The organism is Pseudomonas sp. p99-361 (assembly GCF_003935475.1).
Classification (GTDB): domain Bacteria; phylum Pseudomonadota; class Gammaproteobacteria; order Pseudomonadales; family Pseudomonadaceae; genus Aquipseudomonas; species Aquipseudomonas juntendi.
On sequence record NZ_RHQO01000095.1, the window covers coordinates 1 to 15,415 of the forward strand.

General features: G+C 63.6%; 15 protein-coding genes. 4 read left to right on the plus strand and 11 right to left on the minus strand.

Translation table 11 applies throughout. The features are described 5' to 3' along the window. Nucleotides 1–196 precede the first annotated feature (196 nt). From EGJ22_RS24070 to EGJ22_RS24110, 9 genes are all read right to left on the minus strand, one after another. The gene (locus EGJ22_RS24070; protein ID WP_029887113.1) at nucleotides 197–1,294 is read right to left on the minus strand and encodes a DUF1513 domain-containing protein; all 1,098 of its coding nucleotides are present in this window, start codon (nucleotides 1,292–1,294) and stop codon (nucleotides 197–199) included. A 2-nt stretch (nucleotides 1,295–1,296) separates the two neighbouring features. Next, entirely contained in the window at nucleotides 1,297–2,361 is a 1,065-nt protein-coding gene (locus tag EGJ22_RS24075) for an imelysin family protein (RefSeq protein ID WP_125920433.1), read from the minus strand. Between the two features lie 18 nt (nucleotides 2,362–2,379). After that, the gene (locus EGJ22_RS24080) at nucleotides 2,380–3,807 is read right to left on the minus strand and encodes a di-heme oxidoredictase family protein (RefSeq protein WP_029887114.1); all 1,428 of its coding nucleotides are present in this window, start codon (nucleotides 3,805–3,807) and stop codon (nucleotides 2,380–2,382) included. Between the two features lie 110 nt (nucleotides 3,808–3,917). Continuing rightward, nucleotides 3,918–4,304, minus strand: coding sequence for a hypothetical protein (locus EGJ22_RS24085; RefSeq protein ID WP_029887115.1), 387 nt, complete (start codon nucleotides 4,302–4,304; stop codon nucleotides 3,918–3,920). Between the two features lie 12 nt (nucleotides 4,305–4,316). Further along, nucleotides 4,317–4,799, minus strand: a complete 483-nt coding sequence (locus tag EGJ22_RS24090) for a hypothetical protein (protein ID WP_029887116.1) — start codon at nucleotides 4,797–4,799, stop codon at nucleotides 4,317–4,319. 145 nt (nucleotides 4,800–4,944) lie between these two features. Further along, nucleotides 4,945–6,279: an imelysin family protein gene (locus tag EGJ22_RS24095; RefSeq protein ID WP_009686823.1), complete on the minus strand. Its 1,335-nt coding sequence runs from the start codon at nucleotides 6,277–6,279 to the stop codon at nucleotides 4,945–4,947. A 144-nt stretch (nucleotides 6,280–6,423) separates the two neighbouring features. Next, nucleotides 6,424–8,475 (minus strand): bifunctional diguanylate cyclase/phosphodiesterase, encoded by a 2,052-nt coding sequence (locus tag EGJ22_RS24100; protein WP_029887117.1) that lies wholly within the window; start codon nucleotides 8,473–8,475, stop codon nucleotides 6,424–6,426. A gap of 260 nt (nucleotides 8,476–8,735) precedes the next feature. Beyond that, a complete protein-coding gene (locus EGJ22_RS24105; RefSeq protein ID WP_009686825.1) occupies nucleotides 8,736–9,332 on the minus strand; it encodes a superoxide dismutase in 597 nt (198 codons plus the stop codon). A gap of 219 nt (nucleotides 9,333–9,551) precedes the next feature. Beyond that, nucleotides 9,552–10,151, minus strand: a complete 600-nt coding sequence (locus EGJ22_RS24110) for a LysE/ArgO family amino acid transporter (RefSeq protein WP_029887118.1) — start codon at nucleotides 10,149–10,151, stop codon at nucleotides 9,552–9,554. Nucleotides 10,152–10,251: 100 nt separating this feature from the next. Between EGJ22_RS24110 and EGJ22_RS24115 the strand changes: the two genes are divergently transcribed. From EGJ22_RS24115 to EGJ22_RS24125, 3 genes are all read left to right on the plus strand, one after another. Continuing rightward, on the plus strand, nucleotides 10,252–11,142 hold the full coding sequence (locus tag EGJ22_RS24115) for a LysR family transcriptional regulator ArgP (protein WP_125920434.1): 891 nt from the start codon (nucleotides 10,252–10,254) through the stop codon (nucleotides 11,140–11,142). A 49-nt stretch (nucleotides 11,143–11,191) separates the two neighbouring features. Continuing rightward, complete coding sequence (locus EGJ22_RS24120) at nucleotides 11,192–12,187, plus strand: NAD(P)-dependent oxidoreductase (protein ID WP_029887120.1); 996 nt, start codon at nucleotides 11,192–11,194, stop codon at nucleotides 12,185–12,187. Nucleotides 12,188–12,274: 87 nt separating this feature from the next. After that, nucleotides 12,275–13,099 (plus strand): hypothetical protein, encoded by an 825-nt coding sequence (locus EGJ22_RS24125; protein WP_009686829.1) that lies wholly within the window; start codon nucleotides 12,275–12,277, stop codon nucleotides 13,097–13,099. Nucleotides 13,100–13,151: 52 nt separating this feature from the next. Here the strand turns inward: EGJ22_RS24125 and EGJ22_RS24130 are convergent, their stop codons facing one another. Together EGJ22_RS24130 and EGJ22_RS24135 are read right to left on the minus strand one after the other, a co-directional pair. Beyond that, nucleotides 13,152–14,201, minus strand: coding sequence for an alkene reductase (locus tag EGJ22_RS24130; protein ID WP_009686830.1), 1,050 nt, complete (start codon nucleotides 14,199–14,201; stop codon nucleotides 13,152–13,154). A 16-nt stretch (nucleotides 14,202–14,217) separates the two neighbouring features. Next, nucleotides 14,218–14,520 carry a helix-turn-helix transcriptional regulator gene (locus EGJ22_RS24135; protein ID WP_009686831.1) on the minus strand — a complete coding sequence of 101 codons (303 nt, stop codon included), beginning with the start codon at nucleotides 14,518–14,520 and terminating at the stop codon, nucleotides 14,218–14,220. Nucleotides 14,521–14,670: 150 nt separating this feature from the next. On the opposite strand from EGJ22_RS24135, the gene EGJ22_RS24140 reads away from it, so the two are divergent. After that, on the plus strand, nucleotides 14,671–15,255 hold the full coding sequence (locus EGJ22_RS24140; protein WP_064314686.1) for an ACP phosphodiesterase: 585 nt from the start codon (nucleotides 14,671–14,673) through the stop codon (nucleotides 15,253–15,255). The last annotated feature ends 160 nt before the right edge of the window (nucleotides 15,256–15,415 follow it).

Genomic DNA, 15,415 nt, shown 5'->3' on the forward strand with positions numbered 1-15,415 from the left:
GGCGGTCGCGCGCACCTGGCACAGGGGTTACTGGCCCGAAACAAACGTAGGAGCGAGCGCAGCTCGCGATGCGCCGCACGGGCGGCGCTCGCTCTCACAGGCGCTGCATATCTTCTGACGAACATCTGCCAGCCCTGATGCGATCCCTGTGGGAGCCGGCTTGCCGGCGATAGGGCCGGTGAAGGTCACGGATCAATCAGACCAGATGCAGGTGGTTGTCCCAGAACCCGGACGGCAGGCTCATCGGTTGCCCGACCAGTTGTGCCTTGGTGCAATCGTAGAAGCGGCAGCGGCCCTGCCCGGAGGTCACGACAAACCCGTCCTTGACCGCACCGACCCCGGCACAGTCGGGCATAGGGGCGTCGAGCCGCACAGCGCCGCTGTCCAGGTCCCAGATAAACAGGCGGTTGGCCCGTGGTGCGGTCAGCGCCACCAGCCGCAGCTCGCTGTGAATCGCTACACTGGCGGTGTACTGGGCCATGGCCTGCAGCTGCTGCTCGGGCACCGGAAAGGCCTTGAACGGCTCGCCCGGGCGCTTGATCGCCAGCAACTCGGCCGTTTCATCGGCGTCGCCCATGAACTGCTGGCAGGCGGCAATGGTGCCATCGCTGCCCACTGCCAGGTGGCGCACGCTGTTCATCTGCTGGGCGAGGGTTTCCTTGCTCAACAAGGTGCCGTCACGCTGCATCAGCACCAGGCTCGGCTCCATGGCATCGAGGTTCATCTCGACCCGGCTTTCGGCCTCGGTGCGGATCCCGCCGTTGGCCACCACCAGGGTTTCGCCGTCGGGTAGCCAGGCCACCTCGTGCGGGCCAATGCCGTGGGTGGGGAGCTCGCCGGTGTGTACCAGGCGCGCACCTTCGAAGCGGTACACGCCAAGCACGCCCCGCCCCGGGTCACGGGTGTCGTTCTCGGTGGCGTACAGCCATTCGCCGCTTTTGTGCACCACCGCATGGCCGTAGAAGTGCCGGTCCGCTTGCGAAACCACCGTTTGCAGCAAGCGCCCGTCGCGCAAGTCGACCAGGTAGCTTTCGGTACCGGGGCGGCGAGCGACAAACAGGGCGATCGGCTGTTCAGGGTGATGGATGATGGCATGGCAACGCTGGGCAACCTGGGTGCTGAACACCTGGGTGCCGTCCAGGCGGAACCCCACGGCATAGTGCTTGCCGTCGCCGTCGTCACGCGCCGAGAGCAGCAAGGGTTCGCTGCCTTTGTTGCGGAACAGGCTCCAGCCACCCAGGGTAAGGGCGCTGAGCATTACGCTACCGAGTTTGATTGCCTGGCGTCGCAGCATGATCAGTCACCGTCGTTGGCATTGAAGCCCAGCTGGATGTTCAACGCCTTGGCCAGGTCGCCTTCGTGCAGGCGGTGGACCACGTTGAGGCTGTCATAGAGCTGGTTGAGGGTTTGTTGGCCGGCGTCGTCGGCCAGCAACTCGCCCAGGGTCTTCTGGTTGTCGGCCAGCAGTTTGAGCGAGGTAGCGTAGGCGGCGTCGATCTTGTCTGCCAGCGCTTTCTGATCGCTGGGCAGCAGGCCGCGCAAACCCTGGTTGTCGACCCCAACCCACACGGTCTGGGCAGCCTTGAGGGTGGCCTCCAGGCTTTTCAGTGAGCTGTGGCTGCGCCAGGCCTCGGCCTGCAGCGGCTGCGCGATGCCCTTGCTCTGGCGGCCCATGGGGGCACCGAGTTTTTTCTTCAGCGTATCCAGTGCGGTCACCTGGGAGCGCAGCAGGTCGGCGATGGCCTCGTGGGAATCGGCGTAGCGCTGGTTGGGGAACTTGGTCATCTGCGAGAGCATGCCGTCGGTGCTGTTCCAGCTCTTGAGGATGTCCTCGGCCAACAGCTTCTGGTGCTCGCTGATGGCGACCAGCAGCGGGCAATAACGGGCCTTCTGTTCGGCTGTGGCGATGTCCGGCTTGCTGTCGAACAGAATGTATTCATAGGCCGACAGCCCACGCACCACCACGCTGGCCTTGCCCAGGGCGGCCACATCGACTGGCTTGTCGCTGTTGACCAATTGCTCTACCTGGCGGCCGACCAGGTTTTTCTTGTCGGGCCAGAACTGCACCTGCCAGGCGCGGTTGCCTTCGGCCAGAGGGCCCACCAGCAGCGGTTGCAGTTCAGCCCAGGCTTTTTGTGCGTTGAGGAAGTCGGCACGGGCCTTTTCCAGGTCTTCCTTGCCTTCGCAGTAGGCCAAGGCGCTGGCGGCCAGGGTACGGTCGGCTTCGACCCAGCGGCTGTAGGTGGGCAGGATCACCTGTTTGGCGATGGCGGCGGAGGTCACTGCTTGCGGGTCCTGCGGCGAGCAGGCGCCAAGGGCGAGTGCGGCGAGGCTGGTGAACAACAATTTGGGTCGGAACATGCCGGCTCCTTTGCGCGTTTAAAGGGAATTCAGGAACGCCAGCAGCGCGGCGCGCTGCTCGGCATTGAAGGTGAGAACGAAATTGCGTGCCGCTTCGGCTTCGCCGCCATGCCAAAGCACGGCTTCGAGCAGGTTACGCGCGCGGCCATCGTGCAGGAACTGGCTGTGGCCACTGACCGTTTCGCTCAGGCCGATGCCCCACAGCGGCGCGGTACGCCAGTCCTGGCCGTTGGCGGCGAATTCGGTGCGCTCGTCGGCCAGGCCCGGCCCCATGTCGTGTAGCAGCAGGTCGCTGTAGGGGCGGATGACCTGGTTGGCCAGCTCTGGTTCGGTTGCATCGGCGGCGGTGGTGAACTGCGGTGTATGGCAACCCTGGCAGCCGGCCTGGTAGAACAGGTTCTTGCCCGCCAGCACCTGTGGCGCGCCCACGTCGCGGCGTGCCGGCACGGCCAGGTTGCGGGTATAGAAGGTGACCAGGCGCAGAATGTTGTCGCTGACTTCCTTCTCGCCATCGGCGCCATCGCCATCGGGTGCAGCCAGGCACGCGGCTTGTGCCGCCGTGCAGTCGTCCTTGGGCTGCAGGGTACTGGTCAGGCCCATGTCGCCGGCGAAGGCGTGCACGTTCTGCTGGTTGACGTTGGGTTGGCCGGCCTTCCAGCCGAAGCGCCCGACCACGGTCTTGCCCTGGGCGTCATCCCATACCCGGTTGGCCCGCCCGCGAATGCCGTCGTGGTTACGGTCGTCGGGGTCTTCGTTGGCCAGCAGGGCGGCTTCGGGGATGGCTTCGAGCAGGCCCAGGCCGATCATCGGCGGGGCCACCCGTGCGGAAAACCGGGTGTCGGGGTGCATCACGCCGTAGCCCAACTGAGTGATTTGCAGGCTTGGCTTGCGCAGTTGCACCTGATGGCCATCCTCGAACGTCACCGTGTGCTGGGCATAGCTCACCCGCACCTTGCCTTCCGGGGCCACGCCGGGGATGGCCATGTCTTGCAACTGGGTGCCATAGACCGGTTCCGGCACCACGCCGATGCGCTCGATCACCTTGGCCAGGTAGGGTTGGTCAGGGATAGACAGGCGCACCAGCATGCCGACGGCGTTGCTGTCATTGGGGGCTGGGGGATGACCACGGCCGTCGCGCACATGGCAGTTCTGGCAGGCATTGGTGTTGAACAGCGGGCCCAGGCCATCGCGTGCAGTCGTGGTGGAGGGGGCGATCACCCAGGGGCTGCGGAAGAAGCTGTTGCCTACGGCGAAGTCCAGCCGCCGTTCCGGCGAAAGGTTGGCCGAGGGCTGGGCGTAGGCGTTGCGGTCACTGCGCTGTACGGTGGCCAGGCCAGCCGACAAGGCTTCGCCGGGCTCGGCCTGGGTGAAGCGCGGGGCGTCGTCACAGGCAGCGAGGGCAAAGGCCAGCAGCAAGGGGCTGAGTCGAAACAGCGACAAGGACATCGAGAATCCTGGGCTTGAGCAAAAAACCGGCGTGCAAGCTTAGCAGGCCCAGGATCATTGAATAAGAGCAATTTGCGTTTGCTCGATGAAATCGTCGTTGCTTGTGGCCCTCAGGCGATATGCAGCTTGAACTGGCGGTTCACCAGGCTGACGATCAGGTTCTTGTGGCCACCATTGCGATTGTTGCCGGCCACTTCGATGACCTCGTCGCTGTCATAGTCCATGGTGTGGGCAGCGAGCTGTTTGATGGCATTCTCGTGGGCCGGTTTCCAGTAATCCTGAAAGACCCAGATGCTGGCTTCGGCAGCGGGGCCGAGAATGAGGCGCAAGGCTTTGTGGTTTTCATTGGTATTGCCGATCCACGGTACGGCCAGTTCGCCGTTCCAGGCGTGCTGGGCGCCGACTGCAACGCTTTTGCTGCGGTTCTCACCGTCGACCACGGTCAGGGTGTAGGGGGTGTTGTTGGCGATGGAGCACAGGTAGGTGACGCTGGCCATGTGAAGGTCCTTTTACGGTCGGGTTTCTGGGCGGGGTAGCGGGCTGCTCGGGCTGCGGTAGACGTAAACGCCAAGCAAGGTGATCTCGTTGAAAGGCGGGTCCAGTTCGGCGGGGTCGAAGCGCCCCAGCAGCTGCAGGCCCTGGGCAAAGGCGACAGCCTCGAACATCTTGCGGTCGGGTTCGTTGGGGTCGTACAGGTAGATCTTGCCGGAGTGTGCAAGCACCCTGCACATCTCCAGGGCCACGTGGTAAGTGATGGGGGCGCCCATCAGGGTTAGGTGGGGTACGGCGCGGGTGTCCAGCGGGAAACGGGGCGCATCGTATTCATCGACCTGATACAGGTGGGGGATGCGCTCGCCTGTGCGCGGCCCGTTGGAAATGCGCTGGCCGGCTTTATTCAGGTTATAGGCGTGGGTGAAGCCGGTAACGATGTCCTTGCCCCCCACGCGCTGAACGATTCGGCCTTCCCCCCAAACATCAAGAATCTGTAGCACTGCGCCCTCCGGCCTGGTGATCCCGTGAATGGGGCCAGAATGAAGGGCGAAAGGCAGGACAGGCATCTGGAACCACAGCACCTGCAGCACAAACGCAAACGCCCGGCACAAGGCCGGGCGTTCGGGGTGAGGCGCCGTTACCGAATCAGAACTCGTGGTCCGCGGTATCCGGGTTCAGGTTGGCAATACCGAGCTTGCCCGCCGCCTGTTCGATCGCACCGGTCTGCTTGACCAGGGCGGCGATGGCATCGCGAACGATCTGGTTGCCGGCAGCGTTGTCGGGGGCGATCAACTGGTCATAGTGCTCGCCTTTCTGCGCATGGTCGACCATGACCTGGATCTTGGCCTCGGTGGCCTCCAGGTCGGCCTTGAGGGTGGCGTCGGCCGCCGGGTCAACCTTGGCTACCAGCGACGACAGGCTCGGGCCGCTGACCTTGGTGCCGTCCGGGCGGGTGTACTCGCCCAGGTAGACATTGCGGATACCCTTGGCATCGTAGAAGTGCGAGTAGTGGGTGTTGTCGCTGAAGCAGTCCTGCTCGTCTTCCGGCGAGTTGGCTTCCAGGGAAACCTTCATGCGTTCACCGGCCAGTTCGCCCAGCGACAGGCTGCCCATGCCGAACAGCATCTTGCGCAGGCCATCGTTGACCGGCTCGGCTTCGAGCTTGGCGCGGTAGTTGTCGGCGACGTTCGGAGCCCAGTTGCCGACCATCTCTTCAAGGTCGGTGACCAGCAACTGGGTCACGGCTTTGAGGTAGGCGCGGCGGCGCTCGTTGTGGCCGCCGGTAGCACCCTGGCCTTCCAGGTAGTCCGACGCCGGGCGGGCGCCGGCGCCTGGGCCGGTACCGTTGAGGTCCTGGCCCCACAGCAGGAATTCGATGGCGTGGTAGCCCGTGGCGACGTTGGCTTCAGACCCTGCCAGTTCGTTCAGGCTGGCCAGTTTCTCGGGGGTGATGTCCTTGACGTCGATCTTTTCTTCGCCGACCTGGATCTCGGTGTTGGCGATGATGTTGGCGCTGGCGGCGGGGTTGCCCAGGGCATGCTCGTAGCTCTTGTCGACATAGTCGATCAGGCCTTCGTCCAACGGCCACGCGTTCACCTGGCCTTCCCAGTCGTCGATGATGGTGTTGCCGAAGCGGAAGGCTTCGCTCTGCAGGTAAGGCACGCGTGCAGCAACCCAGGCTTGCTTGGCAGCCTTCAGGGTTTCATCGTCTGGCTTGGCAAGGAAGGCGTCGACAGCGGTCTGCAGGGTTTTTGCGGTGCTCAGCGAGTCGCTGTACACGGCATAGACCATTTCTGCGTAATGCTTGACCACTGCTTTGCCAGCGGCTTCGTCGACAGCCCCTGGCGCTGCAGCGGTGGTGCTGGCGGCAGCGGGTGCCTGCGCTTGCGCAGCGGCAGCCTTGTCGTCTTTTTCGCCGCAACCGGCGAGGGCGATGGCCATGGCCAGCAGACTGGCGGAGGCCAGAGGCATTCGAATCATTATGGGTTTCCTGCGTCGTGTGGTTGGACAGTGCGCCTAGGCATGCGAAACGGCAACATCATGCGAAAGATTTGCATTTGCTGTAAAGGGGCGGGGGCGCATTTCATGCAAATCCAGGTCGCTGGCTTGGCCGGGCGAGCAGGTTCAGAGCATCGAGACTTGATTACGTTGGGCTTGCTTGAGGAAGTGAGTCAGTTCACGCGCCGACAGCGGCTTGCTGTAGTGATAGCCCTGGCCCTCGTGGCAGCCCTGGGCAATGATGTAGGTTTCCTGCTCGGCGGTTTCCACGCCTTCGGCGATGACCTGCATGCCCAGGCTCTTGCCCAGCTGGATGATGGCGCGAACGATGGTAGCGTCGTCATCGTCGTCAAGCAGGTCCTGGACGAAACTCTTGTCGATCTTGATCTTGTCCAGCGGCAATGACTTCAGGTAGCTGAGCGACGAGTAACCGGTGCCGAAGTCGTCGATCGCAATCAGCGCCCCTGAACGGCGCAGGCTCAGCAGGTGCTGGGCGGCGGTGCTGATGTCTTCCATCAGGCCGGTTTCGGTGACCTCCAGCTCCAGGCTGCGCGGTGGCAGGCGGTAGGCCTGCAACAGGTTGTTGACCACCCGCGGCAGCTCGCTGTGGTGCAACTGCACGGTAGACAGGTTGACCGCCATGCGCAGGTCGCTGAAGCCCAGGTCGTGCCATTCGCGCAATTGCCGGCAGGCCTGGTCGAGTACCCATTCGCCGATGCTGATGATGCTGCCGTTCTGTTCGGCCAGCGGGATGAACTGGTCGGGCGGCACCATGCCCAGTTCCGGGTGCTGCCAGCGCAGCAGGGCCTCCACGCCGACCACGCGGTGGTCGCGGTAGCTGATCTGTGGCTGGTACACCAGGTACAGCTGGTTACGCGGCAGGGCTTCGCGTAGGTCCTTCTCCAACTCGCGGCGGCGGCGCATTTCACTGTCGACGCTGGCAATGTAGAACTGGTAGCGGTTGCGCGAGCGGGCCTTGGCCAGGGTCATGGTCTGCTCGGCTTTCTGCAGGAGCTTTTCCGTGCTGTCGCCGTCTTCCGGGAACAGGGTGATGCCGATGGTGGCGCGCAGGCGGATCTGCTGGTGATCGAGGTCGAACGGCACCTCCAGGTCATCCAGGATGCTTTGCGCCAGTTCGGCAGCTTCGTAGGGCTGCTCGATGTTGGCTTGCACCAGGGCAAACTGGTCGCCGCCCAGCCGCGCCAGGGCACCCAGGCGGCCGCTATGCGCCCGCAGGCGGTCGGCCAGGGCCAGTAACAGTTGGTCACCCACCTGGTAACTGAATTGTTCGTTGATGCCCTTGAAGTCGTCCAGGCCCACGCACAGTACCGCCACCCGGTGTTGCAGGCGGCCACCGTCGACCAGGATCTTGTCCAGTTGCTGTTGCAGCTGCTGGCGGTTGGGCAGGCCGGTCAGGAAGTCGTATTGGGCCATGCGCTGCAGGCTGTTTTCCGCTTCGTGACGCAGGTGGGTGTTGCGCTCGATCGAAGCCAGCAACTGGTTGGCCGTGTTGACCCAAAGGCCCAGTTCGTTCTTTTCGTGCCCCTTCAGCAGCGGGATCTGGTGCTGGCTGGGGCGGTCGGGGTTGATCTGCGTGAGGTGCTCGATGATCTTCGACAGCGGCTTGGTCAGCAGCCAGTGGTAGACCAGGTACAGCACCAGGCCCATGGCCAGGGCGCGCAGTACGCCGGAGATGAAGATGATGACCGCGTTGATCAGGAAATCTTCACCATACGAAGAGGTGTCGAGGGTGATGCTGAGGTCGCCGTAGTATTCGCTGTAGGGGCCGCGGCCGACCAGTTGCGTGGTGTAGGTACGTTCCTGGCCGAGAATCAGGTCGGTCAGCCAGCGCATGGAGGTGTCCCGCAGCGGCCTGGACTTTTCTGCCAGCATGGTTTCATTGGGGTGGCCGATGGACGCCATGCGTACCGACTCGTCCTGGAACAGGCCTTCCATCACCTGCATGCCCATTTCACGGTCGAGGCTGTACACCGCCTGGGTCGACGGGTCGCGGAACATGTCGAGGATGCGCTGGGCATCGTTGTTCACGGTCTGGCGGGTCTTGTAGGTGTCGTAGACAATTTGCGCACAGCTGAGCAGTACGCCGACCGCCAGCGCCGACAGCAGCACGACCCTGAGCAACTTGACCGACAAGCTGTTCCGCAATTCCAGCTTCAATGGGGTTTCCTTAATCCATGCGCATGGCATCATTTTGCCATCAACGATGACGATACACTATCGGCCTACCATGAGCAGTGTATCGGTTGCCTGCCCCTGCAACTTGAGTGCGCTGTCTCAATCTTCCAAAGATTTGATGTTAGCGCGCTCTGCCGCCTGAGCAAGCAAAACCGTGCGGCTCGGTGTACCGGCGCGGCGGTCCCTGGCAGGCACAAAAAAACCCGGCACATGGCCGGGTTTTCTGTTCAAGGCTGGGTGACTCAGGCCTTGAAGGTCTTGCCTTCGAACTGCTCGGCAACGAAGGCCCAGTTGACCAGATTCCAGAACGCCTCGACGTACTTCGGACGCAGATTGCGGTAGTCGATGTAGTAGGCGTGTTCCCAGACGTCGCAGGTCAGCAGCGGGGTGTCACCGCTGGTCAGCGGGCAGCCGGCGCCAATGGTGCTGGCCAGGGCCAGGGAGCCGTCGGCTTTCTTCACCAGCCAGCCCCAGCCGGAACCGAAGGTGCCGACCGAAGTCTTGGTGAACTCTTCCTTGAACTTGTCGAAGGAACCGAAGGCCGCGTTGATGGCATCGGCCAGGGCGCCGGTTGGCTGGCCGCCGCCGTTTGGCGACAGGCAGTTCCAGTAGAAGGTGTGGTTCCAGACTTGAGCGGCGTTGTTGAAGATGCCGCCCGAAGAGGCCTTGACGATTTCTTCGAGGGACTTGCCTTCGAATTCGGTGCCTGGGACCAGGTTGTTCAGGTTCACGACATAGGTGTTGTGGTGCTTGTCGTGGTGATACTCCAGGGTTTCCTTGGAGATGTGCGGCTGCAGGGCATCGTGGGCGTACGGCAGCGGCGGCAATTCAAAAGCCATGGTGGATCTCCTGATTCAGGTCTGTTTGCGGTTTGCGCAAGGCCGATCACGGGCGGCCCGATCAGCGTCGGCGAGTTTTTACTCTTTGCGACGCAAGGGCTGGATCATAGCACCGGGTCCGGCGCATAACCACGCAACAAACATAGGGAATAGAGGTTCCGGGGCGGTCGAGCCATGCCGACCGGTGGTCTCGGGCTCTGCCTGCCAGGGCCCTTGGGATCAGTTGAAGATCAACTGCGCCGCCACCGCAAACATCATGACCGCCACCATCAGGTCGAGCATGCGCCAGGTTCCCGGCCGCGCCAGCCACGGGGCCAGCCAGGCCGCGCCGAGCGCCAGGGTCGAGAACCACAGCAGTGAAGCGCTGGCGGCCCCGGCCACATAAGCCCCGGGCTCGGTCTGCTGGGCGCCCAGCGAGCCGATCAGCAACACCGTGTCGAGGTACACGTGCGGGTTCAGCAACGTCACCGCCAAGGCGCTGAGCAGTACCGCGCGACGTGAGCGTGTGCCCTGGCCCTGCTGGTGCTGCAGGCTCTGTTTCGAACAGGCACTGCGCAAGGCCTTGGCCCCGTACCAGATGAGGAACACCGCACCGCCCCAGCGGGCGATCGCCAGCAAGGTCGGGTTGTGCGCCAGTACGGTGGCCAGGCCAAACACACCGGCCGCCACCAGGATGGCATCGCAGACGATGCACAGCACCGCCACCGGCAGGTGGTGCTCGCGGCGCAGGCTTTGAGCAAGTACGAAGGCGTTCTGGGCGCCGATGGCCATGATCAGGCCGAAGGCCACCAGCATGCCGTTGAGATAGCTTTGCCACATGGCCAGGCTCTCCGAAAAGGTCATAAAAGATGCTGGCTATTGTGGTGGTTGGGGCGGTATAAGAAAAACAAATAAAGCTGATCCCTCATTAGGAAAATCGATGTTCGACTACAAGCTGCTTGCCGCCCTGGCGGCCGTGATCGAACAGGGTGGTTTCGAGCGTGCCGCGCAAGTGCTGGGCCTGTCGCAATCGGCCATTTCCCAGCGCATCAAACTGCTCGAGGCGCGGGTCGGCCAGCCCGTGCTGGTGCGCGCTACCCCGCCCAGCCCGACAGAGGTCGGCCGCCAGTTGCTCAACCATGTGCAGCAGGTACGCCTGCTTGAACGTGACCTGCAGCGCCAGGTGCCGGCGCTGGACGAAGAAGGCATGCCAGAGCGCCTGCGCATCGCCCTCAACGCCGACAGCCTGGCCACTTGGTGGGCTGGCGCGGTGGGCAACTTCTGTGCGCAGCAGAACGTGCTGACCGACCTGGTGGTGGAAGACCAGGAAGTGGGCCTGAAGCGCATGCGTGCGGGTGAGGTGGCGGCCTGCCTGTGTGGCAGTGAATGGCCTGTGGCCGGGGCACGCAGCCTGCCGTTGGGGGCAATGCGTTATCGGGCGTTGGCCAGCCCCGGGTTCATGGCGCGCCATTTTCCCCAAGGCTTTGTCGCCAGCCGCCTGGCCCGCACCCCGGCCATCGTGTACGGCCCGGACGACTTCCTGCAGCACCGCTACCTGGCGTCGCTGGGCATGGAGGATGGTTTCCTGCACCACCTGTGCCCGTCATCCGAAGGCTTCCTGCGCATGACCGAGGCGGGCCTGGGCTGGGGGCTGGTGCCCGAATTGCAGGCCCGCGAGCAACTGGCCGGTGGGCAGTTGGTGGAAATTTGCAGCGATACCCCCATCGATGTGCCGCTGTACTGGCATCATTGGCGCAATGGCGGGCAACTGCTCGCGCAACTGACCGAGCATCTGCGGCATACGGCAGGGCAATGGCTGGTGCCGTTGTAGCCGCGGCTGGCGTCAGTTGCATCTGAAATCTGGCAAGACGGAGTGTTACATGCGAATTCTGGTCACCGGCGCGAGTGGCTTCATTGGCGGGCGCTTTGCGCGTTTCGCCCTTGAGCAGGGCCTGGATGTGCGGGTCAGCGGCCGCCGTGCGGAGGGGGTGGAGCACCTGGTCAAGCGCGGTGCCCAGTTCATCCCCGGCGACCTGAACGATGCCGAGCTGGCCCGGCGCCTTTGCCAGGGCGTTGAAGCGGTGGTGCACTGTGCCGGCGCGGTGGGGCACTGGGGGCGTTATCAGGATTTCCACCAAGCCAACGTGGTGGTCACCGAGAACGTGGTCGAAGGGTGCCTCAAGGAGCACGTGCGGCGCCTGGTGCACCTGTCGTCGCCGTCCATGTACTTCAACGGCCGCTCGCGCCTCGGCATCCGGGAAGACCAGCTGCCGCGCCGGTTCCATGACCATTATGGGAAAACCAAGTACCTGGCCGAGCAGAAAGTGTTCGGTGCGCAGGAGTTCGGCCTCGAGGTGTTGGCACTGCGCCCCCGCTTCGTCACCGGGGCCGGCAATGCCAGCATCTTCCCGCGGCTGCTGCAGATGCAGCGCAAGGGCCGGGTCGCGATCATCGGCAATGGCCTGAACAAGGTTGATTTCACCAGTGTGCACAACCTCAACGAGGCACTGCTCAGTGCCCTGTTCGCCGATGACCGGGCATTGGGCCAGGCCTACAACATCAGCAACGGCCAGCCGCTGCCGTTGTGGGACGTGGTCAACTACGTAATGCGCCAGATGCAGTTGCCGCAGGTGACCCGCTACCGTTCCTACGGCCTGGCCTACAGCCTGGCTGCGCTCAACGAAGCCGCCTGCATGCTATGGCCGGGGCGCCCGCAACCGACCTTGTCGCGGTTGGGAATGCAGGTCATGAGCCGTGATTTCACCCTCGACATCAGCCGCGCCAGGCAGTACCTGGACTATCAGCCGAAGGTCAGCCTGTGGACGGCGTTGGATGAATTCTGCGCCTGGTGGAAACATCAGCCCCCGGGGCAGTGAACGCGGCGCGCCGATTAGGGTCAGCAGTGCGCCGCGCGAGCGGTTTATACTCCTGTTTCTTTGCTATTACCGCGGTTGAACTCACCCATGCGCAACGATGCTCACGACGATTTCGATGATGTGCCAACCCTGCGGGCCGGCACCCCTGATGATGACGAACTGTTGCCGGCGCACGTGGCCCGTAGCCGCCAGAAGGCGGCCAGGCCGGCCAGCACCGGGCCTTTGTGGGTGCTGTTGGGGGCCTCGTTCATAGCCCTGGCCGGGCTGGGCTGGTGGAGCTTCCAGCAGATCTCGCTGATGGAGCAGCAACTGGTGGCCACCCAGGAAAGCTTTGCCCGCATCAGCGAGGATGCAGCGGGGCGCTTGCAGGCAATCAGTGGCAAGGTCGCTGCCAGCGAATCGTCGGTCAACACCGGCAGCGAGGCGCTCAAGCTGCAGATCCGCCAGTTGCAGGCCAGCCTGGCCGAGCAGAGCAAGCAGCAGCAAGGCGTGGCTGGCCAGGCCGGCGACCTGGGTAAGCGCCTGGAGCAGGTGCTGGCCGATACCCGTGAGCAGCAGAAAGCCGTGACCGAATTGCAGGGCCAGCTGCAGGCGCAGTTGAAGGCGGTGAATGCCGAGCTGGCGGCGTTGAAGTCGGGCCAGGTAGACGGTGGCAAGCTTGATGGGCAGCTCAAAAACCTGAGCGAAGAGGTGGCTGCGCTGAAGAAGCAGGGCAACCCGAGTGCAGCGATCGAAAGCCTGGAACAGGACGTGCTGGTGCTCAAGACGCAAATGGAAAACCGCGGCTCGTCGGGCTCGAGTGGCGCATCGGTGCAGGAGTTCGATGCGTTCCGCGGGCAGACCACGCGCAACCTCAACACCCTTCAGAGCCAGATCCAGAACCTGCAGCAGCAAATCAACGCTCGGCCCTGAAAATGGCCTGAACCCGCTGCTACAGGTGCACGGTAGCAGCGGGTTCGCTGGGTTACAGGCGCGGGTAATCGATATACCCCACCGGCCCCTTGCTATAGAACGTTTCGGGGTGCGCCTCGTTCAACGGTGCATCTGCTGCCAGGCGTGCCGGCAGGTCCGGGTTGGCAATGAACGGCACCCCGAACGCCACTGCATCGGCCTTGCCATCGGCCAGCGCTGCATTGGCACTTGCCTTGTCGAAACGCTCGTTGACGATGTATGGCCCACCAAACGCCGCCTTGATCAACGGCCCGATGCTATCGTCGGCTTCACGCTCCCGCGAGCAGATGAAGGCGATGCCGCGCTTGCCCAGTTCGCGGGCAACGTACGTGAACGTCTCGGCACGGTCGGCGTCACCCATGTCGTGGGCGTCGGCACGTGGTGCCAGGTGCACGCCGACCCGGTTGGCCCCCCACACCTCGATGGCGGCATCGGTCACTTCCAGCAGCAGGCGTGCGCGGTTTTCCAGCGAGCCGCCGTAGCGGTCGGTGCGCTGGTTGGTACTGCTTTGCAGGAACTGGTCGAGCAGGTAGCCATTGGCGCCGTGAATTTCCACACCATCGAAGCCGGCGGCCTTGGCGTTTTCTGCACCGCTGCGGTAGGCCTCGACGATGTCGCTGATTTCTTCGGTTTCCAGTGCGCGCGGGGTGGGGTAGTCACTCAGCGGGCGTACCAGGCTGACATGCCCCTTGGCCTGGATCGCGCTGGGGGCCACCGGCAGTTCGCCGTTCAGGTAGCTGGGGTGCGAGATACGCCCCACGTGCCACAGCTGCAGGAATATGCGCCCGCCAGCGCCATGCACGGCCTTGGTGACATTGGTCCAGCCGCGGACTTGCTCATCGTTCCAGATACCGGGCGTATCCGGGTAGCCGACGCCCATGGCGGTGACCGAGGTTGCCTCGCTGAGAATCAGCCCGGCGCTGGCGCGTTGGACGTAGTACTCGGCCATCAAGGCATTGGGCACGCGGCCCTCGTCTGCACGGCAGCGGGTGAGTGGGGCCATGATGATGCGGTTGGGCAACTGCAGGTCGCCCAGGGTGATCGGATCGAAAAGCGTGGTCATGTCGGTTACCTGCTGGTCAAAGCGCTTGGCGCAGTTGTTCCAGGAACGCCTGGATGGTGGCTTCGTTGCGTTTGAAGAAATGCCATTGGCCGATCTTCTGGCTGCTGATCAGCCCGGCACGCTGCAAGGTGGCCAGGTGGGCGGAGACGGTCGACTGCGAAAGGCCGCAGCGTTGGTCGATCTGCCCGGCACACACACCGTTTTCGGTGCTGTGGTACTGGTTCGGGAACTGGTTTGCCGGGTCTTTCAGCCAGCTGAGAATTTCTCGCCTGACCGGGTGGGCCAGCGCTTTTATGATTTCGTCGAGATCGAGTGGCATGGCATGAGGCTCGTTGTAGCGGTATATCGCGATAGGGCGAAATATAAATCGCTGAATGCCGATATCCAAATATCCAGTGGTGCTTAGCTGAGTGCAAATCGCTATATCGCGTTATAACGATATTGGGCGCCGCGGTGGTAGACTGCGCTCATGAACTACCTTGCACATTTGCACCTGGGCGGGCCGGCCCCGCAACAACTGCTGGGCAGCCTGTACGGCGATTTCGTCAAAGGCTCGCTGCACGGGCGCTTCCCGCCTGCTTTGGAGGCGGCTATCCGGTTGCACCGGCATATCGACAGCTATACTGACCGGCACCCCTTGGTACTGGCGGCGCTGGCGCGGTTCCCACGTGAGCGGCGGCGCTTCGCCGGCATCGTGCTGGACGTGTTTTTCGACCACTGCCTGGCGCGGCATTGGCACGACTATGCCGAGCAGCCTTTGGCGCAGTTCACTGGCGAGTTTTATCGGGTATTGCTGGCGGAGCCTGAGCTGCCGGGGCGGCTGGCGCGCATTGCGCCGTTCATGGCTGCCGATGACTGGTTGGGCGCTTATGGCGACTTTGCCACGCTGGAACAGGTGTTCAACGGCATCGGCCGGCGGCTGTCGCGGCCAGACGCGATGGCGGGGGTGATGGTGGAGCTGGAGCGGCTGTACGAGCCGCTGCTGGCGGACTTTCGCGCGTTCTACCCGCAATTGCAGGCGTTTGCAGCGGCGGGGCGTGTGTCAGGCAGCTGATGTTGGTTGCCTGTTGCGGCCCTATCGCCGGCAAGCCAGCTCCCACAGGGATCGCGTCAGGGCTGTCGGTGTTTGCCACAAGTTATGCAGCGCCTGTTAGAGCGAGCGCCGCCCGCGCGGCGCAATCGCGAGCTGCGCTCGCTCCTACGTTTGTGTCGGG